Below are 23,854 nucleotides of genomic sequence, written 5' to 3'. Positions count from 1 at the left end.
AGTTACATCCCCATTGGTGGCCCCATACGCGGGGCCTTATTGTTGCTGGTGGTGCCACTCGCCTGACTCACAATCACCAGGTCCCCGGCTTGCAAACCGGAGAGAATCTGGGCATCGACATTATTGTTTATCCCGACGGTGACTTCGCGGTAGCTTATTTTTCCATTTTTATCAACAAGTTGAACCTGATAATGCCCATTGCTGCTCTCCAATGCGGTGGCCGGGATAACCACGGCATCTTTGGCCTGATGCAGCACGATATACACCTGCGCTGTCATCGAAATCCGTAATGCCCCATTGGGATTCGCGACATCAAACAGGCCGTTATAGTAAATGGCGCTAGTGGCCGAACTGGAGCTGCTGCTCGAGCTTGATGAGGTGGTGGTGGTTTCATCGTTGATAGAGTCGGGCGCGGGTTCAATAGCCCGCAATGTGGCGCTAAAGCGCTGTTCTGGCTCGCCTAAAATGGTGAAGTAAACCGGCATGCCGACGCTGACTTTTACCACGTCAGCTTCAGAAATCTGTGCCTCGACGGTCATGGTGTCGAGCTGCGCAACTTTTATAATGGTGGGGGCGCTTTGCACCGCATTGACGGTTTGCCCCTCCTCAACCGGAATCGCCACCACGGTGCCGGTAATCGGCGAACTGATTTTGGTGTAACCGAGATTGAGTTTAGCGGTACTGACGGCGATTTCTGCCTGTGCAATTTGGGCATCCAAGGCCTTAATTTCAGCTTCAGTGCTCTCTAAGGTTGCTTGGGCGCTATCAAAATCGGCCCGCACCCCCAAACCCTTGGCCAGAATTTGCTGCTGGCGCTGATAGGTTAATTGATTATTTTTCTGGGTTGCCACTTTGGCTGCGCGCTGGGCCAAAACATTCTTCAGCGCCTCTTGTGCATCTTTTAGGGCATTTTGCTGAGTAAGATCATCAATTTCAGCCACTAACTGGCCTTTTTCAACCTGTTGACCTAGGGTGACATGGAGAGCTTTGATTTGCCCCGAAACCTGAGCACCCACCGTGACCTGTTTTTGGGCTTTGATAGTGCCATCTGCCAGTACGGTTTGTTCCAGAGTGCGGATTTCTGCTGGGGCGGTGATAAAGCCGGGTTTATCTGGCGGTGACAGCAATCTAAAAAGCAGTACCCCGTTGGCGACCAGCATTACAATAGCCAGCCCGATAAGGCGCTTTTTCGATCCGGTAACCTTTCGCATAATCAATCAAAATTCCTTGAACCACAATGAAGAAAATAGTGAAGCCAAATGTCCGGGGATAATTTACCGCCAAGGCCGATGGGTGTGAGTTAAGTGAAATTCAAGGATATGTAAGGATTGAGTAAAACCGGCTGCGCGCGAGTGAAATAGACATGAAAATAGCCGAAATCAGGTAGGAGAGTGAATACATGAAAATCTTGTTAGTCGATGATGATGTGGAATTGGGTACTATGTTGAGAGAATACCTGAGCGGCGAAGGGTTTAATGCCGAATTGGTATTAACCGGCAAAGAGGGCATTGAAGGTGCTTTGTCCGGGGACTATACCGCCCTCATCCTCGACATTATGTTGCCTGACATGAGTGGAATTGATGTGTTGCGCCAAGTGCGTAAAAAAAGCCGTTTGCCCATTATTATGCTGACAGCCAAAGGCGATAATATCGACCGCGTCATCGGCCTGGAAATGGGGGCTGATGACTATATGCCCAAACCCTGTTACCCGCGTGAATTGATAGCACGGCTGCGTGCAGTATTGCGTCGTTTTGACGAGCATCCCGATGTATCGTCGGCTGATAACAGTGTCATTATACAGGGTGATTTAGTCCTTAACCCGTCGACTCGCAGTAGTGAATGGCAAGGTAAACCTTTTGATTTGACCGCATCGGAGTTTAATTTGCTGGAACTGTTGTTGCGCTCACCCGAGCGTGTCGTCACCAAAGATGAGTTGTCTGATAAAGGGCTAGGGCGGCCACGAGAGGCGTATGACCGCAGTGTCGATGTGCACATCAGCAATATCAGACAGAAGCTGGCAGCATTGCCGGGGAGCACATTAAATATTGAAACGGTACGCAGCATTGGCTATCGCATCAGATAATCGCCATAAGTGGGGTCGGTAGAGTATGCGCGGACGGCTGTTTTGGAAAATTCTGTTAGGATTTTGGCTGACTTTTATTTTGATGACTCAGATGTTATGGCTGGTGTTTTCCTTTTACGGTAATCGCCATGAACCACCTGAGCGCGAGATGGTACGCAAAATTGCTAAACTACAGGTCGCCTCCGCGGCCTCAGTATTACAAAGTGGGGGATTAGCTGCGCTCAATTCCATGGTTGCCAACTGGCCTGAGGCAGATAAAAACTATTTTTCGGTTTTACCGACAACAGAAATACCCCCAGTGACGGTAGAATCACCGGATAAGGCGTTGCCTCCTAAAGGGCGCGAACCTGAGTTTTCTCGCCAAGAAGTGACGGCTTGGGTTACAGGCCTTGATGGTCAGCACTACCGCATTCGTTACGATATTGATGGGGTTAGGAAAGTTAATCAGCCGAAAGAGGGCGATCGCCGTGAAATACTGAACATTCCGATCCCCATGATTTGGATGGGGGTGCTGGGCGGCTTATTCTTTAGCGCATTACTGGCCTGGAACCTAACGCGGCCCATGCGCCTATTGCGCGCCGGTTTTGAACGGGTGGCACAGGGGGATTTATCTGTGCGGCTATTACCTGTCATGCGCCGTCGTCATGATGAACTGACCGAAGTAGCGCGGGATTTTGATTCAATGGCGGAGCGGCTGAGCGAGTTGGTCAGCGCCCGCGAGCAACTGCTGCATGATGTTTCCCATGAGTTACGTTCCCCGCTGGCCCGTCTGCAATTAGCTATCGGATTGGCACATCAGAACCCGAATAATGTCGAAACTTCTTTGCAGCGCATTGAGCATGAGTCTGAACGGCTCGATAAGATGATTGGTGAGTTATTGGCATTATCACGCGCCGAAAATCACAATATCGCCGATGATGAAGAGTATTTTGATCTGCATGAGTTAGTGACTGCGGTAGTCAACGATGCCCGCTATGAGGCACAGGTGCCGGGGGTTGACATCCTGCTACAGGTGACACCGCAAGTTGACTATACCGTCAAAGGGAATGCTGAATTGATGCGGCGAGCGCTTGATAATATTGTCCGTAATGCGCTGCGTTTCTCGGCCCAAGGGCAACAGGTCAAAGTGGCGCTTTCAGTGGTTGATAAGAATTTTCAGATTCAAGTTTCTGACCGAGGGCCGGGGGTTGATGAGAGTAAGTTATCCAGCATTTTCGATCCTTTCGTGCGCGTGATGTCGGCCGTATCAGGTAAAGGTTACGGCTTAGGGCTGGCGATTACCCGTAAGGTGATTTTGGCGCATGGCGGGCAGGTTGAAGCAAGAAACGGTGAACAGGGCGGGTTAGTGATTACATTGCGAGTTCCGCGCTGGATAGCCAGCTAGCAAACAAAAAACGGCGCCCGCAGGCGCCATTTCTCATTCGTATAAAATTATTTCTTGATACGAATAATTGGCGTCTCACCCACGGTGACACTACCAGACAGTTTAATCAGTTCTTTAATCTCGTCCATGTTAGAGATAACCACCGGTGTCAAAGTTGACTTGGCTTTCTCTTCCAGCAGGGCCAGATTGAACTCAATAACAACATCACCTTTCTTGACGCGCTGGCCTTCTTCAGCGATGCGTTTAAAGCCTTCGCCTTTCAGTTCAACAGTATCAATACCGAAGTGGACGAACAGCTCAATGCCGCTGTCTGATTCGATAGAAAAAGCATGGTTAGTCTCGAAAATTTTACCGATGGTGCCGTCAACAGGAGCAACCATTTTATTGCCTGAAGGTTTGATGGCAATGCCATCACCAACGATTTTCTCTGCAAACACAACATCAGGAACATCTTCGATGTTGACGATCTCACCAGACAACGGAGCGACTATTTCAATAGTGCCACTGTCTTTTTTATCATCTGAAACCAGTGATTTCAGTTTATCGAACAAACCCATGATCTTCTCCTAAGTATTTATATTGGGCAGCGTTCCAGTATCGTGGAATTAGCAGAGCGTTTTTTCTTCGATGAATGTGGTAACCAAATCCATCAATTCCTTCGCTGTTGGTTGAGCTAATGCCTGCTCCGCCAACACCTTCACATCTTCGAAATTCGTATTACGGATAATTTTCTTGATGCGTGGGATCGAAATCGCACTCATGCTGAACTCATCCAGCCCCATGCCCAATAGCAACAGTGTAGCACGTTCGTCGCCAGCAAGTTCACCGCACATACCGGTCCACTTACCTTCAGCGTGAGATGCATCAATTACCTGTTTGATCAGGCCCAATACCGATGGTGACATTGGATTATAGAGATGAGAAATCAGCTCATTGCCACGATCTACTGCCAGAGTATACTGAGTTAGATCGTTTGTCCCAATACTAAAGAAGTCAACTTCTTTAGCTAAATGGCGAGCGATAACCGCCGCCGCAGGTGTTTCAACCATCACACCGACCTCGATAGTTTCATCAAAGGCCTTATTTTCTTCACGTAATTGGCTCTTGAGCAGTTCAAGCTCTGCTTTTAGTTCGCGCACTTCTTCAACCGAAATTATCATCGGGAACATGATACGCAATTTACCAAACGCCGAGGCGCGCAAGATAGCACGTAGCTGCGCGTGCAGAATTTCTTTGCGATCCATAGCAATACGGATGGCGCGCCAGCCCAGGAATGGGTTTTCTTCTTTTGGCAAGTTCATGTACGGCAGGTCTTTATCACCGCCGATGTCCATAGTCCGGACAATAACCGCCTGCGAGCCCATGGCTTCCGCCACGGCTTTATAAGCCTGAAACTGCTCTTCTTCCGTTGGCAGTGAGTCGCGGTCCATGAACAGGAATTCGGTACGATACAGACCAACACCTTCAGCGCCGTTGCGCTCAGCACCGGCGATATCACGCACCGTACCAATGTTGGCAACGACTTCAACCTGATGGCCATCTAGGGTGATGGCTGGCAGGTCTTTCAGTTTGGCTAGATCATTTCTTTCGGTGATGTACTGGTTTTTCACCGCTTTTAACTGCTCAATGACTTCAGCAGTTGGATTTAAATAGATTTTGTTATTGACCGCATCAAGGATCAAATAGTCATCATTCTGGATTTGTTTGGTGGCATCGCTGGTACCGACGATAGCCGGTAATTCTAGCGAACGCGCCATAATTGAGGTGTGAGAGGTACGGCCACCTAAATCGGTGATGAACCCCAACACTTTATCCAGATTAAGCTGTGCGGTTTCTGACGGGGTCAGATCGGCTGCAACCAGAATGACTTCATCCTGGATTGCGCTCAAATCGACAATAGTCAGGCCGAGAATATTCTTCAGCAGACGTTTTCCGATGTCACGTACGTCAGCCGCACGTTCTTTCAGATATTCATCATCCAGTTCTTCCAGTGCTTTCGCCTGGCCTTCAATGACGGAATAAGCCGCTGCATCAGCAGATTGCTTATCATCTTTGATGAGGGCTATGATTTCCTGCTCAAGCTCTTCGTCTTCCAACAGCATGATATGCCCTTCGAAGATGGCCGCTTTCTCTTCGCCGAGACTTGCTTCAGCTTTGGTCTTAATCGCTTCCAACTGCTCAGCAGCTTTAGTCCGCCCAGTTTTGAAACGCTCGACTTCTTGCTCCACTTGGTCAGCAGAGATCTTTTTCCGGTTGATGACAATCTCATCTTCTTTCAGTAAAAGTGCTTTACCAAAAGCAATACCCGGTGATACTAAAATGCCTGAAATCATAACCCTACCTTACTCTTGACTGGTGTTAACTAAAAAAGAGCGCGTGATTACTCAAGCTCTGCCATCAGTTTTACCAGATGCTCAACAGCTTTCTTCTCATCTTCGCCTTCAGCAGAGATCGTAACAACAGTACCTTGGGTCAGGCCCAGAGTTTGTAGTTTGAACAGGCTTTTCGCGCTAGCGCTTTTACCGTTAGAGGTCACAGTAATTTCAGACGCAAAGCCTTTTGCTTCTTTTACGAACTGGGCAGCAGGGCGGGTATGTAGACCGTTTGGTGCAGTAATAGTAACTTCTTGCTGGAACATTGTATTTCCCCAACTTATTGGATTTATGTTGTGGAGCTAAAGTTTAGTGTAAAACCCAAACTTTAGCCTGTATTGGTGCGCGTATAACTCTCTTTCAACCCGCGTATGACTATGCCTCAAGCGCAGGTAAGTCACAAAGATAGTTTCCGATACAACCTGAATTCAGGTTTAAAATCGATACTGCTGCAACTAAGAATAATGCTCTCTTTGCGTTATGTCTTCAATCAGCGTTCAGTGATGACATTTTTTGTTGTGTTGCATAATTGATAAATCGATTCAGCCAGAGAGTCGCTCAGTATTCGATTAATTTCGCGTATCAAAATAATTGACCGGTTAAATACTAAACCCAGAGGGTAAAATCAATCTTTATGTAGTAAAAACTTTGACGCGTGCCACAAAAAAAGCACCCATAAGGGTGCTTTTTTAGCATTTAGTGCGACGGCCTAACTACTGTTGCAGCTCTTGCTCAGTGAACAAATCTGCAAACAACGCCGTGCTTAAATAGCGCTCACCCGAGGACGGAAGAATAACCACAATTGTTTTGTCAGTAAAGCCATCTTCTTCAGAAAGCTTGACCGCTGCCGCAACGGCTGCGCCGGAAGAAATACCCGCCAAGATACCTTCTTCATCCATTAAACGGCGCGCCATGGAAATGGCTTCATCGTTGGTGACCAAAGCCACACGGTCCACCAGACTCAGGTCGAGGTTACCGGGAATAAAACCGGCGCCAATACCTTGAATTTTATGTGGACCAGGTTTGATTTCCTGCCCCGCCAACGCCTGAGTAATAACTGGGGAATCTGTGGGTTCCACCGCAACCGTTGTAATCGCTTTGCCTTTGGTATTTTTGATGTAGCGGCTGACACCGGTCAGAGTCCCGCCGGTACCTACACCGGCAATAAAGACATCCACCTCACCGTCGGTATCTTCCCAGATTTCTGGGCCGGTGGTTTTCTCGTGAATCTCCGGGTTTGCTGGGTTACTAAATTGCTGCAAAATGATATAGCGGTCTGGGTCGGTCGCTTGAATTTCTTCTGCTTTGGCAATCGCCCCCTTCATCCCTTTGGCGCCCTCAGTCAGCACCAGATTGGCCCCCAATGCTTTAAGTAACTTGCGGCGCTCAATACTCATGGTTTCGGGCATGGTCAGGGTCAATTTATAACCGCGCGCGGCGGCAACAAATGCCAGGGCGATACCGGTATTGCCACTGGTTGGCTCAACCAGTTCTTTGCCTGCGGTCAGAATGCCACGATTTTCGGCATCCCAAATCATATTGGCACCGATCCGGCATTTAACGCTGAAACTTGGATTGCGTGACTCAACCTTTGCCAAAATGCGCCCGTTACCGATACGGTTCAGACGAACCAGCGGCGTATGGCCGATTGTTAAAGAGTTGTCTTCATATATCTTGCTCATAGCCCGTCCTTTAACTCTATGAAAATGTAGGAAACGTTCAAATCATACGCTAACATTATGGCTATGGAAGTAAGTAATTGGTATATCTATATGTTATTAGGAAATAAGTTTTAATCCCAATAACAAGGGCGCAATGAGCGCGCCCATGCAGAATTATCGTGCTGGTGGAATAAACTGGTCGCGATAGCGATCAACCCACATTGCAGTCGCACCGCAGACAGCCACTGGCATAATCACCAAGTTAAGGAATGGGATCATAGTGAATAAGCTGACCAGTGCGCCAAATTGCAGGTTATCGACCTTATCTTGACGCAAAGCGCTGCGCATTTGCTGGAAGCTCACTTTATGATTATCAAATGGATAGTCACAATATTGAATTGATAGCATCCAGGCGCTGAACAAGAACCACAGAACCGGTGCCAGTGTTTGGCCGATACCCGGCACCAAATACAGCAACAGCAGCACCAGTGCTCGGGGCAGGTAATAGGCTAATTTGCGCCATTCACGCGCCATAATCCGTGGCAAATCTTTCACGATCCCCATGATACCGGTATCAGGCAATAGTTTGCCGGTCAGACTGGCTTCTAACTGTTCGGCCAGCAAACCGTTAAAGGGAGCGGCAATAAAATTGGCGATGGTGCTAAACAGATAGCTGAAAACCAGCAGCACTGAAATCACCATCACTGGCCACAGCAGGTAACTGAGCCACTGTAACCAGTCAGGCACATAACTCATCAACTGGGGAACCCAGTCACCTATCCGGTTGAATAACCACCAGAAGGCCCCTCCCATTAGCAGTATATTCACCAGTAAGGGCAAAATGACGAATCGCCGAATACCCGGGCGGGAAATTAACCGCCATCCTTGGGCAAAATAATGGATACCACTGACCTTTTTTACCACTTTTTGCGTATATACCATGCCATTCTATTCTCTATAAGCTCATTGACCGGTGTATCATATCGGTATGATTTCCCACTGCATAGTCGCATATTGTATGAAAAGTGAGCGAAACATCTAGCATAATCATCTTTCTTTGAAGAAAATTGAGCGCGGACTTGCACTTGTGTTCGTTGGGAAATAGAGTTAAAGGGTGAATGTTTGCCGCGGTGGCAATGTATTGGAACAACAGAGATAGTAATGATGCAGGATTTGCGTCTGATATTAATCGTTGTTGGCGCGATCGCCATAATAGCGTTGTTATTGCATGGTTTATGGACCAGCCGTAAAGAACGCTCGTCACTTTTTCGCGATCGCCCAGTTAAACGTCCGAAACAAGAACGTGTTGAAGCCCCGATCGAGAGTCTCGATGAAGGGGTGGGAGAAGTGCGCGTCCGCACTGCTCATCCACAAGAGAAGCCTTCGTTTAATCATATTGATGACGACGACGATGTATTGCCGGTTATTCAGCATACTGAGACTCAGCCGGTACAGGTTAAGGCGGCCGCTAGCCAGAAACCTTTTGCTTCAGTGCAAACAGATTATGACGACCCTCTTTTGGGTGGGCTATCTGCTGAGCAACCACCGCATGAATCACAGCGTGATCCTTTGCTGGGCTCGGTTGAAGAATCTTATTCGCCATCGCGTCCCGCAGCACCACAACAGGTGGCTGAACATGCAGCTGTTGTGGCTGCGAAGCCTGAGGAATCACCGCCGGAACCTGCTCGTGAGCTGAAACCGCAAAAACTGAAAGAAACCGTTTTGGTGTTGCATGTTGCTGCCCACCACGGTGGTGCGCTGGGCGGCGAAATCTTGCTGCAAAGTGTGCTGCAGTCTGGTTTCCAGTTTGGTGAAATGGGGATTTTCCATCGCCATCTTAGCCCCGCCGGCAGTGGCCCAGTATTATTCAGCTTGGCCAACATGGTGAAACCCGGCTCCTTTGACCCTGACACCATGTCAGACTTCTCAACACCGGGTGTCTCAATGTTTATGATGGTGCCGTCTTATGGCGATGCTAACCAAAACTTCAAGTTGATGCTGCAATCAGCTCAACGTATTGCCGATGATGTCGGTGGTGTGGTATTGGATGATGAGCGCCGCATGATGACCCCGCAAAAATTGGAAACCTATAAGGCCCGCATCCGCGAAGTATTGGATGCCAACGCAAGCGCCTGATAATGTTGCCTCGCAATGAATCGAATTAACCCGAACCCCCGCATGCCGGGGGTTTTTTATCTTTGATGGTGAGCTATGGAATCAATAATTCAGCAAATTAATCAACTAAGAACCTCACTGCGCCATCACGAACATCAATACCATGTGCTGGATACACCAGAAATTCCTGATGCTGAATATGATCGCCTGATGCAACAATTGCGCGATTTGGAAGCACAACATCCTGAATTAATTACCAATGATTCACCAACTCAGCGAGTGGGGGCCGCCCCGCTTGATGCATTTGAACAGGTTAAACATGAAGTCCCGATGCTGTCGCTGGATAACGTTTTTGATGAAGAGAGTTATCTGGCATTCGACAAAAGGGTGCATGACCGGCTGAAAACGGCGGAGCCGCTAACGTTCTGTTGCGAGCTAAAACTCGATGGATTGGCCGTCAGTTTATTGTATGAAGAGGGCGAGCTGGTCAGGGCGGCAACCCGTGGTGATGGCACCACCGGTGAGAATATTACCGCCAATGTGCGCACCATCCGGGCTATTCCACTGCGTTTACATGGGGATAACATCCCACGACGCGTCGAGGTTCGTGGTGAAGTTTTTATGCCACAGGCCGGTTTTGAGCAACTCAATGAAGAAGCGCGCCGCAAAGGGGGCAAGGTGTTTGCCAACCCGCGTAATGCGGCGGCGGGATCATTGCGCCAGCTTGATCCGCGCATCACGGCCAAACGGCCATTAACTTTCTTCTGTTACGGTGTCGGTTTACTGGAGGATGGCGAACTGCCGCGCAGCCATATTCAGCGGCTGATGCAATTCAAAGCTTGGGGCTTGCCGGTCAGTCATCGAGTCAAATTGTGTACTGGCAGTGAGCAAGTTATTGCTTTCTATCGCCAAGTTGAACAAGACCGCGCTAGTTTAGGTTTTGATATTGATGGTGTGGTGATTAAAGTTGACTCCCTCGATTTACAAGAGCAACTGGGCTTTGTGGCGCGCGCGCCTCGCTGGGCCACCGCCTTTAAATTCCCGGCCCAAGAGCAGATAACCCAAGTTCGTGACGTCGAATTTCAGGTGGGGCGTACCGGGGCCATTACGCCGGTAGCGCGGCTGGAACCGGTGCAGGTGGCCGGGGTGATCGTCAGCAATGCCACCTTGCATAATGCTGATGAAATCGAGCGGCTGGGCTTGCGTATTGGCGATACTGTGATTGTTCGCCGGGCCGGGGATGTCATTCCGCAGGTGGTCGGTGTGGTAATGGAACAGCGCCCTCAGGATGCCAAAGCCATTACTTTCCCGCAAAACTGCCCGGTGTGTGGCTCTGACATCGAGCGGGTGGAGGGCGAAGCGGTGGCCCGCTGTACCGGCGGGCTATTCTGTGCGGCGCAACGTAAAGAGGCGCTAAAACATTTTGTCTCCCGCCGGGCGCTGGATGTTGAGGGGATGGGGGATAAAATTATTGAGCAACTGGTGGAAAAACAATATGTTGAGAACCCGGCTGATTTATTCACATTGAGCGCAGGCAAGCTGACAGGGCTGGAGCGGATGGGGCCAAAGTCGGCACAAAATCTGATTATGGCGCTGGAAAAGGCGAAGCAGACCACTTTTGCGCGCTTCCTCTATGCCCTGGGGATTCGCGAAGTCGGTGAGGCGACCGCCGCCAATTTAGCCGCCCATTTCCGCAATCTGGCAAATTTACGCGCGGCTGATATTGAAGCACTCAAAAGTGTGCCCGACGTCGGCGAAGTGGTGGCCAAGCACGTAGTGAACTTCCTCAGTGAAGCACACAATCAGAAAGTGATAGAAGCGCTGGAGAAAGTGATCAGTTGGCCGGAACCGCAGCAAATTATTGCCGAAGAGATTGACAGCCCATTTGCGGGTAAAACAGTGGTGCTGACCGGCTCACTGACCCTCCTCTCACGGGACGACGCCAAAGACCGCCTAACCGCTTTGGGGGCCAAAGTCAGTGGCAGTGTGTCCAAAAAAACGGATTTGGTGATTGCGGGCGAAGCTGCGGGGTCAAAATTAGCTAAAGCACAGGAACTTGGGATTAAAGTTATTGATGAGGCGGAAATGATCCGTTTATTGGGTGAATAATTATTATCCCAGGGGCGAGTGATATGGAAAAAGAAAATTTGCTTGAGATTGCTAATACCCGAATGCCCTTTGGTAAATATCAGGGGCGGGTATTAATTGACCTTCCTGAAGAGTATCTGCTGTGGTTTGCGCGTAAGGGCGAATTTCCGCAAGGTAAGCTGGGGATGCTGATGGAAATCACGCTGGCCATTAAAATTGAAGGGCTGGAGAGTTTGGTCAAACCGCTTAAACGCAGCTAATCCGGCGGCAAAATAGGGCGCTGGGCGGCATTCCGCTCATCACCCTGGGCATATTTATCGGGCATAAACCGCATTAAATATAAACATCAATCTGGTTCTGGGCCGACGGGCGGTTGACGCCATCACCGGTCGCTGCACTTGCACTCACGGTATTATTATCACCCTCTTTGGTTTTTTCGGCCTCTTTTGCTTCAATACGGGCGACTTGAGCTTGCAGTGCGGCAATTTGACTCTGAATTTGTTGCTGCTGTTTTTGTAGCTCATCAGCAGTCAAACCCGAATCTTTTAAGGTGCTTAATTTTTCAGTGAGTTTCTGGATTTTTTGATTAAGAGATTTAATTTGTGCTGCGCTGCTGCTGTCCGAAGCGCTACTGCTGCTGACAGACACGGTTGCGGTGGAAATGGTATTCGACATTATTATTCCTTAGAGAACGTGGGTGGAATAATGCTTATCGACGCCGAGATATTGACCTTTAACTCTTAAGGGCTGTTTTACACAATCTTATCACTAACTTATCACTTACCTGCTCTTTGAGTGCCACAATAGGATTGGCGGGGCTAAACCACCAAGCGCAATTGCGGCCAATGTCGCTGCCAACCTTTGCTCTTAACCCGCTGGTTGTAGGTGTCTATTTCACCGTTTTTGGGGTTTAGCGTGATAGTGTGGGCAAATAGCGCCTCCAAACCGAGGGGGGCAAGCAGCTCAATATCGCCATTTGCTGTAAGCTTGGCACCAATCGCAGTCTCAACTTCAACCCAATAGCTGATGGCATCTTCGGTACTGGTATAGGGCCAGCGGCCAGTGTACAGGTGCATTCTGGCTTGATTTTTTACTGACCACGGCAAGGGGATGCCCTGAAACGGCGGCATCTGAAGTAATTGTTTTTCGAGCTGTAAATCGCGCTGTTCGCTGGCATCCTCCTCATCAAAATAGACTAAATCAATATCATTAAGTGGGGTAGGTGAAGAGTAGCCATGCAGTTTATCCCACACCAAATTGCGGACAAATCCCGCCGCCAGATACCATTGATGCAGCCCGAGTTCGCGGGCAAGCAACAATGCATGCATCCGATAAGGGTCGGCACGTAGCCAGTGGATAATTTGTTGCTGCGGGGGCATGGGCTATTCCCTCGGTCATCAATGAGTCTGGAGATTCAACAGGATAGCAGGATAAATCGGAGAGTCATTATGACCAGCGCTAAAAAGCAAAAAACCGGCTATAAGCCGGTCTTTTAAAGGGTGGTGGAGCTAGACGGGATCGAACCGTCGACCTCTTGCATGCCATGCAAGCGCTCTCCCAGCTGAGCTATAGCCCCACAGATGTGGTTGTTCGTACTGATTTATCTATGATGCCACCCATTTATCAAGTTTGAAAATTTTATTAAATATTTATCAAACCAGAAATTTGGTGGAGCTAGACGGGATCGAACCGTCGACCTCTTGCATGCCATGCAAGCGCTCTCCCAGCTGAGCTATAGCCCCAATGCGCACATAATAAATCGTGTGAACGGGGCGCATGATATGAAACCGCTGAAAAAGTGTCAACGGCTAATTCAATTTCTCGCGCTAAGCGCTGAAAAAGCCGCCAAATCAGTGAGCAAACAGCAGAATAAAGAGATTATTTGCGGCTGTTCAAGCATAAAAAAAGGTGGCTTGCTTGAGCCACCTTAAGCATTAACTGGCTGATTTATTGCTGCGCTTCGCGTTCGCTAATAAAGGCCAAAGCTTTATCAATACGCGCCAGTGACCGTGCCTGACCGATGGCATGGACAGTGACATCCATCCCCGGTGATTGGCCGGCACCAGTGACCGCAACACGCAGTGGCATGCCGACTTTGCCCATCCCGAGACCTAACTCATCTGCAGTGCCCTGAATGGCGTTGTGGACGTTTTCAGTGGTCCATTGCGTGATAGCGGCCAGTTTAGCTCTGACGGCTTCAAGTGGTTGGCGCGCCACAGGGCGTAAATGCTTTTTCGCGGCGTCAGCGTCGAACTCGTCAAACTCTTCATAGAAGTAACGGCAAGATTCGGCCATTTCTTTCAATGTCTTACAGCGCTCGCCGAGCAGTTTAACAATCTCTGCCAACTCTGGGCCATTACGGGTATCAATCCCCAGTTGTTCAACTTGCCATGACAGGTGCACTGCAACCTGCTCTGGTGGCAAGCTATTGATATAATGGTGATTTAGCCACTGTAGTTTTTCAGTGTTGAAAGCACTGGCTGATTTGCTGACGGCATCGAGAGTGAATAACTCGGTCATTTCGGCGACAGAGAAAATCTCCTGATCACCATGAGACCAACCCAAACGCACTAAGTAGTTCAGCAGAGCCTCCGGCAGATAGCCGTCATCGCGATATTGCATGACACCGACGGCACCATGGCGTTTGGACAGTTTTTTGCCATCATCACCGAGAATCATTGAGACGTGGGCATACTCAGGAACCGGCGCGCCCAGCGCTTTCAGGATATTGATTTGGCGGGGAGTATTGTTGATATGGTCTTCACCACGGATAACATGGGTGATTTCCATATCCCAATCATCAACAACCACACAGAAGTTATAAGTTGGCGAACCATCGGTACGGCGGATAATTAAATCGTCCAGCTCTTGGTTGCTGAATTCAATTGGCCCACGGATTTTATCGTCGAAAATAACGGAGCCTTCCTGCGGGTTACGAAAACGCACGACTGAAGGCTCATCAGCACCATGGCTGCACTGGCTATCGCGGCAGCGGCCGTCGTAGCGCGGTTTTTCGCCATTCGCCATCTGGGTTTCACGCAATTCATCCAAACGTTCTTTAGAGCAATAACATTTATATGCCGTGCCATTCTCTAGCATTTGGTCAATCACCGCATTGTAGCGGTCGAATCGTTTGGTTTGGAAATACGGGCCTTCGTCCCAATCCAGATTTAGCCAGTTCATCCCATCCATAATGGCGTCGATGGCTTCCTGAGTTGAGCGCTCAAGGTCAGTGTCTTCAATGCGCAGAACAAATTCACCACCTAAATGGCGGGTGAATAACCAGGAATAGAGCGCAGTACGTGCGCCACCTACGTGCAGATAGCCAGTAGGGCTGGGGGCAAAACGGGTTTTAATTTTCATTGGGTGCGATGCCTTATTACGCTGCGCCAGCTAACAAACGCTGGCTGTTGCTGTAAATTCGAAAAAGTAGGCGACATTCTACCACCATGAGGTAATTCCTCAACGATGTTACCGGCATGCAATTGATGATTACTGATAGATCCGGCTAAAGAAGTGCCTACAGCGGCGATAAATATCGCATCCTGTTTAAATTTGCGGCGAACGATTGTTTTCGTTTTAAAAACCGTTGACTCACTTCGAACTATCCCTATAATGCGACTCCAACAACACGGCGGGGCGATTAGCTCAGTTGGTAGAGCATCTCCTTTACACGGAGGGGGTCATCAGTTCGAATCTGGTATCGCCCACCAAACTCGACGCGTTGTGAAGTCAATGAAATACAAGCATTAAGTGAGATAGATGAGGGCGATTAGCTCAGTTGGTAGAGCATCTCCTTTACACGGAGGGGGTCATCAGTTCGAATCTGGTATCGCCCACCACTCATCGCTCATTGTTTTACAGCATTACAGTCATAGAAGTGGGCGATTAGCTCAGTTGGTAGAGCATCTCCTTTACACGGAGGGGGTCATCAGTTCGAATCTGGTATCGCCCACCACTTCTGTACTTTCAGTTATATATAATGGGTCGTTAGCTCAGTTGGTAGAGCAGTTGACTTTTAATCAATTGGTCGCAGGTTCGAATCCCGCACGACCCACCATTATAGCAAGTATCTTAACCATTCCCCCCTAAACTCAGAAGTTCATACGAGCCAATATCTCGTGGACAAGACAAAGTTGCATGTCAATTTTGAGCAATGCTTGCGCTCAGGTTCGAGTGAAACGCATCAGCATTAATCTAAATAGCAATATCCAATACAAATCAACGCGATAAAAGTGTGCATGGCGCACAATCTGACTTACTTATACTCCCGGCCTGCTAGCTCCCCATAAGGTATCATTGGAGTGAATGGTTTGACTGTGAATCACAGGCATAAAAAAAGGCGCCGTAGCGCCTCTTTAGGGATTTTTTTTCTGATACTTAGAGTACCAGGCCCGCAATAGAGGCGGACAGCACACTGACCAGTGTAGAGCCGTACAGCAGTTTCAGACCAAAACGAGAAACCACATTACCTTGGTGTTCATTCAGGCCTTTAATCGCACCGGCTACGATACCGATAGAAGAGAAGTTAGCGAATGAAACCAGGAATACAGACAGAATCCCCACACTGCGTGGTGACAATTCAGATGCCACTTTCTGCAAGTCCATCATTGCCACAAATTCGTTAGAAACCAGTTTGGTTGCCATAATGCCGCCCACTTGCAAGGCTTCGTGAGCAGGAATACCCATCACCCAGGCAAATGGGAAGAAGACATAACCCAAAATACCCTGGAAGCTGATGCCGAACAGCAGGCTGAACAGTGCATTCATTGCTGCAATCAATGCAATGAAACCAATCAACATGGCCGCAACGATAATGGCGACTTTGAAACCAGCTAGGATGTATTCACCCAGCATTTCAAAGAAGCTTTGGCCTTCATGCAGATTGCTTAGTTGCAACTCTTCTTCATCTTCTGCTTTATACGGGTTGATTAACGACAACACGATAAAGGTACTGAACATGTTAAGCACCAGTGCTGCGACCACAAATTTTGCGTCCAGCATTGACATGTAAGCACCCACAATCGACATGGAGACTGTCGACATTGCTGTTGCCGCCATGGTGTACATGCGTTTTTCAGACATTCTGCCCAGAATATCTTTATAGGCGATAAAGTTTTCAGACTGGCCCAGAATCAGTGAACTGACTGCGTTGAATGATTCTAACTTACCCATGCCATTGATTTTGGACAACAAAGTACCAATGATGCGAATAACGACGGGCAGCACTTTAATGTATTGCAGAATACCAATCAGCGCAGAAATAAAGACGATAGGGCACAGCACTCTTAAGAAGAAGAACGCGAGACCTTTATCCCCCATATTGCCGAAGACAAAATCGGTGCCGGTAGCGGCGAATCCCAATAATTTGTCGAATAAGCCGGCGAATCCTTTCACAAAACCTAATCCAACTTCCGAATGAAGGAAGAAGTACGCTAACAGCACCTCAATAACTAACAATTGAATAACAAACCGAATGCGGATGCTTTTACGATCCTTACAGATCGCTAATGCTAATATGGCCACCACAACTAAGGCCAACGCAAACTGTAAAATATGGGACATGTATGTGCTCCAAATTAGAGGCAGTCTAGATTTCGGTGGTCATTTTATGTAACGGCTACATTAAAAACGAGATGTATGTTGCAAATATAGAAATTCACTTTCATAAATGCAAACAAATTAGTGGGGTTGATCACAAAAAATAGCATGTTAATAATATGCTACAGCGATAGTGTAAATATGCTAGTTTGAATAATTGTAGTGTTCGGTCTCGGAAATTGCGATGCAGTTTTCATCCAATTTTGCGAAAACTGGCAACTGACGGTGACGCCTTGGCAGATTATGCGGTATTAGCTATCAGAGTGATAAATTTCGCTTTTCTAAATGCGCTTGATAATTATTATCATTTATATATTATTGATGATAATAAGTAGCCGTAAATTCTCCAAGGGTAATATTGAATGTTGGATAGTCGTGCTGTCGATACGCCCCGCCGTACATCAAGGAGGATTAAACTCTCCCTGATGGGGCCGGCTTTTATCGCCGCTATTGGCTACATTGATCCCGGCAACTTTGCCACCAATATTCAGGCCGGTGCTTCATTCGGTTACACCCTATTGTGGGTGGTGGTTTGGGCCAATATCATGGCCATGCTTATCCAACTTCTTTCCGCCAAGCTCGGTATTGCTACCGGTAAAAACCTGGCTGAACATATCCGTGACCGCTTTCCGCGCCCTGCGGTATGGGCTTATTGGGTGCAAGCCGAAATAATTGCAATGGCAACTGACTTGGCCGAGTTTATTGGGGCCGCCATTGGGTTCAAATTGCTATTGGGAGTGACGCTACTCGAGGGGGCGGTGCTAACCGGTATCGCGACTTTCCTTATTCTCATGTTGCAAAAGCGCGGGCAAAAACCCCTTGAGTTGGTTATCGGTGGCTTGCTGCTGTTTGTTGCCGCCGCTTATATTGTGGAGCTGGTTTTCTCGCGCCCTGAAATAGCGGCATTAGGCAGAGGGATGCTTATCCCCGACTTACCTAATCGGGATGCGGTATTTTTGGCCGCCGGGGTATTGGGTGCCACTATTATGCCGCACGTCATATATTTGCATTCATCATTGACACAAACTGCCGGGGAAAATTCTAAAGCGGATCGTTATGCCTCGACCAAATTGGATGTCGCCATTGCCATGACGATTGCAGGTTTCGTCAATCTGGCGATGATGGCGACTGCTGCGGCAGCATTCCATTTCAACGGCTACGGCAGTATTGCTGAGATTGAGCAAGCTTATTTAACCTTACAGCCACTGTTGGGTAATGCCGCGGCGACCATTTTTGGCCTGAGCTTAGTGGCCGCCGGGTTGTCATCCACGGTGGTCGGCACCTTAGCCGGTCAAGTGGTTATGCAGGGTTTTGTCCGGTTTTACATCCCTATTTGGCTGCGGCGTTCCGTCACCATGTTGCCCTCATTTATTGTAATTTTGATGGGAATGGATGCGACGCGGATATTGGTCATGAGCCAAGTCTTGCTGAGTTTTGGTATTGCTTTGGCGCTGGTGCCATTGCTGGCCTTTACTGGCAATAAAGAATTAATGGGCGATATGACTAACTCAAAACTGATTCAGGTTTTGGGGCAGCTGATTGTACTGGTGGTGATTGGATTAAATGCTTATCTGCTCATCAGTCTGCTTTAATTTATCACTCGGGCGGGTTGTGGATACAAACCCACCGGAGTATTTCATTTAGTTGTCATGATGATGACCGTGGCCTTTGCCGCGATGGTGTTTTTTACCATGCTTATCATAATGCTTGTCATATTTCCAATAGCGCCCTTCGCGATAGTAATAGTTTTTTTTCCACCAATCTCTATCTTGCCAACGGTATCCATCCCAATAATGACCATGACGATTACGCTCGCCTAAATCTCGCCCTTGATGGTCATGCCACCATTGGCGGTCACGCCAGTCATAACCATCCCAATAATTACCGCTGTTATCTTGCTCGCCAATGTGTAAAGAAATACTGGGTAGCAACTCAATACTCTCGGCATTGGCCATCGGAATCAGCGGGAACCAAGCTAATAGGGTTATGAGCAGCAGCGGCCTTATTCTTCTCGGCCTCACGACACTTAGCTTTAGCATTGTAAACATTATTTATCCTTGCCTGACCTTATGGGCTATGGCGTTATCTTAAATAGTAAGCCGCCCGCTGAGATTCGGATAAAACTGTAAAATATCTATTTAGGATTTATCTGTGGGCTGAGTGAATGAAAGGCGGTAACAGGGGCCTGGCACCCCTGTTGAGGACGAAAAGAGAACGTTTACACTAATATGTCTTCAATGGTTTTTATTTCTGTATCACTGAATTCGCTATTGGCCAACATGCCGACGGCATCATCAATTTGACTGGTTTTACTGGCACCAATCAGTGCTGACGTTACCCGGCCCCCGCGTAACACCCAAGCTAAAGACATCTGTGACAATTTCTGCCCACGATCCAGTGCCAGTTCATTCAATTGGCGAACTTTAGCCAACTTTTCTACTGAAAGTTGCTCAGGATTAAGGAACTTACTGTCGCTGGCTGCCCGTGAGTCCAATGGGATACCGGCTAAATAGCGGTCAGTTAATAAACCGCCAGCCAAGGGCGAGAAAGCAATAGACCCGACGCCATATTCATCCAATGTATCCTGCAAATCGGCTTCAATCCCGCGCTCAAACATGGAGTATTTGGGTTGATGAATGAGGCAAGGGGTGCCGAGTTGCGCGAGAATGTCACAGGCTTGGCGCATTTGTGCTGCGGGGTAGTTAGACAGGCCGATATACAGCGCTTTGCCCTGACGCACCAGCAAATCCAGTGCCGCCATGGTTTCTGTCAACGGGGTATTAGGGTCAGGGCGATGGTGGTAAAAGATATCAACATAATCCAAACCCATACGTTGTAGGCTTTGATTGATACTGGCAATCAGATACTTCTTTGAACCCCAATCACCATAAGGGCCGGGCCACATGGTGTAACCCGCTTTGGATGAAATAATCAGTTCGTCACGATAAGGGCGCAGATCTTGATGCAGGATCCGGCCGAAGTTCAGCTCGGCTGAACCGGGCGGTGGGCCGTAGTTATTGGCTAAATCAAAATGGGTAATACCATGGTCAAAAGCGCGATGAATCAAATTACGGCTATTTTCATATAGTGTGTTATCGCCAAAATTGTGCCACAGACCAAGAGAAATGGCCGGCAGCATTAATCCGCTACGGCCACAACGGTGATATTCCATCTCCTGATAGCGGGAGGACGCTGCCTGATAGACCATGATGCTCCTTATTAATAAAAGTAAACCGCACTTTAATGTATACGTTTCCACTGATGGCATAAGCTAGCGCGATCACAGAGCTTATATCCAGTATTAACGGAAATGAGATGTCAGAAAATAGTTACACCACGCAAGCTAATTAATAATTATAAAACATTAGATTTATTTATGTTTTGCATAATACTTGTTTGACAATAATAATCATTAAGGTGGTGTGGTCATGGTGAGTCACTATAAGGTCGCAGACTATTTACTGGATCGACTGGCACAAGTGGGTATCCGGCATCTCTTTGGTGTTCCTGGTGATTTTAATCTTCACTTTCTAGACCATGTTATTAGCCACCCGATTATCCAATGGATGGGATGTGCTAATGAGCTTAATGCCGCCTATGCTGCGGATGGTTATGCCCGAGTCATGCCTGCGGCTGCATTGCTTACCACAGTGGGGGTCGGGGAGTTAAGTGCTATCAATGGTATTGCTGGCAGTTATGCTGAATATCTTCCAGTCATTCATATTGTCGGTACCCCGGCCTTACCTTCACAACAGGCTGGTCTGTTGCTCCACCACTCATTAGGTGACGGCGATTTTGGCCATTTTGCTCATATGGCGAAAGAGATTAGCTGCGCACAAACCAGTTTGACGGCTGAAAATGCTGTGGCAGAAATCGACCGCGTGTTAGTGGCTGCATTATCCCAGCGACGCCCGGTTTATCTCCAACTTCCCAGCAATGTTGCACAGGCCGATGTGACCATGCACTTGGGCGCTTTGGCGCTTTCTCAACCTATTTTATCCCCATCCTCTTTGCAGGCATTTATTGATGCCGCCCGTGAAAAATTGCAGTCAGCACGCCGCGTGGCGCTATTAGCCGATTTCTTGGCCGACCGATTTGGTGCCCGACAGTCGCTGAATAATTGGCTGACAGACGTGAATCTGCCACATTCAACCTTGCTGATGGGTAAAGGGCTGTTGGATGAATCTCACCCGCTGTTTCTTGGGACCTATGCCGGTGCGGCCAGTGATAGCAAAGTCAAAGAATATATTGAAGGTGCTGATGTTTTAGTGATGGTCGGGGTGTGGTTTGTCGATACCATTACTAGCGGATTTAGCCAGCATATTAATCAAGATAATTGTATTGATGTTCAGCCGGAGCAGGTGCGTATCGGGCGCAAAGTTTTCAACCAAATCCCGATGACCGTGGCGGTGGCGGCATTACATCAGTTATGTAAGACTTTACAAAATGAATGGCAGCAGCCAGTTAATCCTCATCCGATACAGCAGGTTGCGCAACATCACTTGCTTAGCCAACAAGCATTTTGGCATCATATCCAGCCGTTTTTCCTGCCCGGCGATATTGTGATTACCGATCAGGGGACTTCATGTTTTGGCGCTGCAAGTTTGCATTTACCCACCGGATGCACATTTATTTCGCAATCATTATGGGGATCAATTGGGTTTAGTTTACCGGCGGCTTATGGCGCGAAGGTAGGACAACCTCAGCGCCGAGTGATCTTGCTTATCGGTGACGGCGCAGCGCAATTGACTATCCAAGAGTTGGGGTCAATGTTGCGTGACGGATTAGCCCCTATTATTTTTCTGCTTAATAACCAAGGATATACGGTGGAGCGGGCTATTCATGGGCCACATCAGCACTATAACGATATTGCTCAGTGGGATTGGACGCACCTACCCCAGGCATTGGCTTTGGGTAAACAAACCTTTACACGTCGTGTTACGCAGGTAGATGAGCTGCAACAGGTATTGATAGAAATCGGCCATTGCCAACAGTTGGCATTTATCGAGGTAGTTTTGCCACCAATGGATGCCCCTGAATTATTGGTTAATGTGGCCAAATCTCTTCAGGCCCGCAATACGGCAACCTGACCTCACTCGGGGCTATTGATATTACCGGTCAACTGATCTAACAGCCAATAGCCCGCCGGCCCGGGTGGGCTTTTTTTCGACCAAACGGCATCAATTGAGATCATTTTTGGCCAACCCACGGCCGCAATCGACACCAGCTTGTTACGGCTATATTGTTCAACCAACCAACGCGGCAAAATAGCCCAACCGAAGCCTTGCTCCGCCATTTCCAGCAACATCAAATAGCTGGGAGCTGACCACATTAGCCCTTGTGACTGATTGCGTTCGGTGCGGTTATAGGTATTGAGACGAAGTTGTCGGGTGGTGGCTAATTGCTCCGGGTGAACCTGCGGCCATTGTGCCAGTGGATGATCCGCTCTGACAAATATTGCCATCTCAGTTTGAGCAGATAATCGGGTGGCAGCAATATCCGGTGGATAATGATGCTGAACTTCCACTACGCCAATATGAGCTCGCCTGAGTTGCAGCAAATCAATGACATCGTCATCCTCGGCAATCAAACACTCAAATTCGATATCAGGATAGCGCTGTTCAAAGCGGCGCAGCAGATTTTCATGATGGGTGGGCTGATAGGTATCAGACAAAACAAAAGTCAGTCGGGTTTCAACTTGGCCTGCCAAACGGATTGATAGATTATCCAACCGTTCACTGGCGGCCAGAATTTCCTGCACATGAGAGAGCACCCGACGCCCATGGTCAGTTAACACCGGCTGGCGAGCTTGGCGGTCAAACAATGTCAGCCCTAAATCTGCCTCCAGATTGGCAATTGCGGTGCTGATGGTCGACTGGCTTTTGCGCAGCTTACGGGCTGCCGCGGAGAAAGAGCCAAGTGCCGCGGCTTCGACAAATGCTATCAGGGCTTCGGGAGAGTAATGCATAAACTATCTATTTTATCGATGGGTTCTATTTTTAATCTATCTTAAAAAGCGATGATAATCACCCCCGACAATCTGTTATTGATTAATTAAGTGGGTGTTTTATGCAAGTTCATCGCAAATCTGTATTTGAGCGCGTTATCCATGCTATTGGTTTTGAAGTGATTGCGGTCGCCATTTGCGCGCCAGCCGGGGCATGGCTGCTTGATCGCTCCATATTGCAAATGGGAACATTGGCCGTGCTTCTCTCTTCAGTGGCGATGCTGTGGAATATTATTTACAACAGCCTATTTGACTACTTCTGGCCGGTGAGCCGGGTGGCCAAAACGTTACGAGTGCGCGCATTGCATGCACTGGGTTTTGAGGGCGGATTTATCCTGATTGGTTTGCCGATTGCGGCTTTTGCCTTGGGAATATCACTGTTACAGGCATTTATGCTGGAGATTGGTTTCTTCTTATTCTTCCTGCCTTACACCATGTTTTATAACTGGGCCTATGACAGTTTACGGGCGCGAATTATCCGCCCACGCCAGTCCGCGATATTGACCCCCGCGGCCAATAAAGGCCGTGGCTCAAATTGATTTT

Annotated in this window: 22 protein-coding genes and 6 tRNA genes; 13 read left to right on the top strand and 15 right to left on the bottom strand. The window is 48.3% G+C overall.

Annotated features, from left to right (window positions below):
* Positions 1-2: 2 nt before the first annotated feature.
* The gene (locus D5F51_RS15515) at positions 3-1,211 is read right to left on the bottom strand and encodes an efflux RND transporter periplasmic adaptor subunit (RefSeq protein WP_129197721.1); all 1,209 of its coding nucleotides are present in this window, start codon (positions 1,209-1,211) and stop codon (positions 3-5) included.
* A 188-nt stretch (positions 1,212-1,399) separates the two neighbouring features.
* Between D5F51_RS15515 and D5F51_RS15510 the strand changes: the two genes are divergently transcribed.
* Entirely contained in the window at positions 1,400-2,083 is a 684-nt protein-coding gene (locus tag D5F51_RS15510) for a response regulator transcription factor (RefSeq protein WP_129197719.1), read from the top strand.
* A gap of 25 nt (positions 2,084-2,108) precedes the next feature.
* A complete protein-coding gene (locus D5F51_RS15505) occupies positions 2,109-3,467 on the top strand; it encodes an ATP-binding protein (protein ID WP_129197717.1) in 1,359 nt (452 codons plus the stop codon).
* A gap of 47 nt (positions 3,468-3,514) precedes the next feature.
* On the opposite strand, the gene crr is transcribed toward D5F51_RS15505, so the two are convergent.
* The 5 genes from crr to cysZ form a co-directional block, all read right to left on the bottom strand.
* Positions 3,515-4,024 (bottom strand): PTS glucose transporter subunit IIA, encoded by a 510-nt coding sequence (gene crr / locus D5F51_RS15500; protein ID WP_004392561.1) that lies wholly within the window; start codon positions 4,022-4,024, stop codon positions 3,515-3,517.
* A gap of 48 nt (positions 4,025-4,072) precedes the next feature.
* Positions 4,073-5,800, bottom strand: coding sequence for a phosphoenolpyruvate-protein phosphotransferase PtsI (gene ptsI / locus D5F51_RS15495; RefSeq protein WP_025379100.1), 1,728 nt, complete (start codon positions 5,798-5,800; stop codon positions 4,073-4,075).
* 47 nt (positions 5,801-5,847) lie between these two features.
* The gene (gene ptsH, locus D5F51_RS15490; protein WP_004712628.1) at positions 5,848-6,105 is read right to left on the bottom strand and encodes a phosphocarrier protein Hpr; all 258 of its coding nucleotides are present in this window, start codon (positions 6,103-6,105) and stop codon (positions 5,848-5,850) included.
* 447 nt (positions 6,106-6,552) lie between these two features.
* Positions 6,553-7,521: a cysteine synthase A gene (gene cysK, locus D5F51_RS15485; RefSeq protein ID WP_025379099.1), complete on the bottom strand. Its 969-nt coding sequence runs from the start codon at positions 7,519-7,521 to the stop codon at positions 6,553-6,555.
* A gap of 153 nt (positions 7,522-7,674) precedes the next feature.
* Entirely contained in the window at positions 7,675-8,442 is a 768-nt protein-coding gene (cysZ, locus tag D5F51_RS15480; protein ID WP_025379045.1) for a sulfate transporter CysZ, read from the bottom strand.
* 219 nt (positions 8,443-8,661) lie between these two features.
* On the opposite strand from cysZ, the gene zipA reads away from it, so the two are divergent.
* The 3 genes from zipA to D5F51_RS15465 all read left to right on the top strand — a co-directional run bounded on the left by zipA (position 8,662) and on the right by D5F51_RS15465 (position 11,963).
* Complete coding sequence (gene zipA / locus D5F51_RS15475) at positions 8,662-9,636, top strand: cell division protein ZipA (protein ID WP_129197714.1); 975 nt, start codon at positions 8,662-8,664, stop codon at positions 9,634-9,636.
* 75 nt (positions 9,637-9,711) lie between these two features.
* Positions 9,712-11,724 carry an NAD-dependent DNA ligase LigA gene (ligA, locus tag D5F51_RS15470; RefSeq protein ID WP_129197712.1) on the top strand — a complete coding sequence of 671 codons (2,013 nt, stop codon included), beginning with the start codon at positions 9,712-9,714 and terminating at the stop codon, positions 11,722-11,724.
* 23 nt (positions 11,725-11,747) lie between these two features.
* Positions 11,748-11,963: a DUF3820 family protein gene (locus tag D5F51_RS15465; protein WP_025379042.1), complete on the top strand. Its 216-nt coding sequence runs from the start codon at positions 11,748-11,750 to the stop codon at positions 11,961-11,963.
* 73 nt (positions 11,964-12,036) lie between these two features.
* Here D5F51_RS15465 and D5F51_RS15460 read toward each other — a convergent pair whose 3' ends face one another.
* The 4 genes from D5F51_RS15460 to D5F51_RS15445 all read right to left on the bottom strand — a co-directional run bounded on the left by D5F51_RS15460 (position 12,037) and on the right by D5F51_RS15445 (position 13,445).
* The gene (locus D5F51_RS15460; protein WP_129197711.1) at positions 12,037-12,378 is read right to left on the bottom strand and encodes a FlxA-like family protein; all 342 of its coding nucleotides are present in this window, start codon (positions 12,376-12,378) and stop codon (positions 12,037-12,039) included.
* 143 nt (positions 12,379-12,521) lie between these two features.
* On the bottom strand, positions 12,522-13,082 hold the full coding sequence (locus D5F51_RS15455) for a nucleotidyltransferase family protein (protein ID WP_025379040.1): 561 nt from the start codon (positions 13,080-13,082) through the stop codon (positions 12,522-12,524).
* 121 nt (positions 13,083-13,203) lie between these two features.
* Positions 13,204-13,279: transfer RNA gene (locus D5F51_RS15450), tRNA-Ala, on the bottom strand.
* 90 nt (positions 13,280-13,369) lie between these two features.
* Positions 13,370-13,445 (bottom strand) — tRNA-Ala (locus tag D5F51_RS15445).
* A 39-nt stretch (positions 13,446-13,484) separates the two neighbouring features.
* On the opposite strand from D5F51_RS15445, the gene D5F51_RS22605 reads away from it, so the two are divergent.
* Positions 13,485-13,634 (top strand): hypothetical protein, encoded by a 150-nt coding sequence (locus D5F51_RS22605; RefSeq protein ID WP_025379039.1) that lies wholly within the window; start codon positions 13,485-13,487, stop codon positions 13,632-13,634.
* 16 nt (positions 13,635-13,650) lie between these two features.
* On the opposite strand, the gene gltX is transcribed toward D5F51_RS22605, so the two are convergent.
* Positions 13,651-15,066: a glutamate--tRNA ligase gene (gene gltX, locus D5F51_RS15440; RefSeq protein WP_129197709.1), complete on the bottom strand. Its 1,416-nt coding sequence runs from the start codon at positions 15,064-15,066 to the stop codon at positions 13,651-13,653.
* 274 nt (positions 15,067-15,340) lie between these two features.
* On the opposite strand from gltX, the gene D5F51_RS15435 reads away from it, so the two are divergent.
* From D5F51_RS15435 to D5F51_RS15420, 4 genes are all read left to right on the top strand, one after another.
* Positions 15,341-15,416 (top strand) — tRNA-Val (locus D5F51_RS15435).
* A gap of 53 nt (positions 15,417-15,469) precedes the next feature.
* Positions 15,470-15,545: transfer RNA gene (locus tag D5F51_RS15430), tRNA-Val, on the top strand.
* A gap of 40 nt (positions 15,546-15,585) precedes the next feature.
* Positions 15,586-15,661: transfer RNA gene (locus D5F51_RS15425), tRNA-Val, on the top strand.
* A gap of 26 nt (positions 15,662-15,687) precedes the next feature.
* Positions 15,688-15,763 (top strand) — tRNA-Lys (locus tag D5F51_RS15420).
* 320 nt (positions 15,764-16,083) lie between these two features.
* Here D5F51_RS15420 and D5F51_RS15415 read toward each other — a convergent pair.
* Positions 16,084-17,268 (bottom strand): NupC/NupG family nucleoside CNT transporter, encoded by a 1,185-nt coding sequence (locus D5F51_RS15415; protein WP_025379037.1) that lies wholly within the window; start codon positions 17,266-17,268, stop codon positions 16,084-16,086.
* A 398-nt stretch (positions 17,269-17,666) separates the two neighbouring features.
* Here D5F51_RS15415 and D5F51_RS15410 point away from each other — a divergent pair, with 398 nt between their 5' ends.
* Entirely contained in the window at positions 17,667-18,896 is a 1,230-nt protein-coding gene (locus tag D5F51_RS15410; RefSeq protein WP_129197707.1) for an Nramp family divalent metal transporter, read from the top strand.
* Between the two features lie 48 nt (positions 18,897-18,944).
* Here D5F51_RS15410 and D5F51_RS15405 read toward each other — a convergent pair whose 3' ends face one another.
* Both D5F51_RS15405 and D5F51_RS15400 read right to left on the bottom strand, forming a co-directional pair.
* Complete coding sequence (locus D5F51_RS15405) at positions 18,945-19,352, bottom strand: DUF2502 domain-containing protein (RefSeq protein ID WP_129197705.1); 408 nt, start codon at positions 19,350-19,352, stop codon at positions 18,945-18,947.
* 170 nt (positions 19,353-19,522) lie between these two features.
* Positions 19,523-20,512, bottom strand: coding sequence for an aldo/keto reductase (locus D5F51_RS15400; RefSeq protein ID WP_129197703.1), 990 nt, complete (start codon positions 20,510-20,512; stop codon positions 19,523-19,525).
* A 220-nt stretch (positions 20,513-20,732) separates the two neighbouring features.
* Between D5F51_RS15400 and D5F51_RS15395 the strand changes: the two genes are divergently transcribed.
* Positions 20,733-22,394, top strand: coding sequence for an alpha-keto acid decarboxylase family protein (locus tag D5F51_RS15395; protein ID WP_129197701.1), 1,662 nt, complete (start codon positions 20,733-20,735; stop codon positions 22,392-22,394).
* Positions 22,395-22,396: 2 nt separating this feature from the next.
* Here D5F51_RS15395 and D5F51_RS15390 read toward each other — a convergent pair whose 3' ends face one another.
* Positions 22,397-23,272, bottom strand: coding sequence for a LysR family transcriptional regulator (locus D5F51_RS15390; RefSeq protein ID WP_129197700.1), 876 nt, complete (start codon positions 23,270-23,272; stop codon positions 22,397-22,399).
* Between the two features lie 101 nt (positions 23,273-23,373).
* Between D5F51_RS15390 and D5F51_RS15385 the strand changes: the two genes are divergently transcribed.
* A complete protein-coding gene (locus D5F51_RS15385) occupies positions 23,374-23,850 on the top strand; it encodes a multidrug/biocide efflux PACE transporter (RefSeq protein ID WP_129197699.1) in 477 nt (158 codons plus the stop codon).
* The last annotated feature ends 4 nt before the right edge of the window (positions 23,851-23,854 follow it).

Origin of the sequence: Yersinia hibernica (assembly GCF_004124235.1) — a bacterium.
Lineage (GTDB): Bacteria > Pseudomonadota > Gammaproteobacteria > Enterobacterales > Enterobacteriaceae > Yersinia > Yersinia hibernica.
This window is presented reverse-complemented; position numbering and strand designations above follow the sequence as displayed.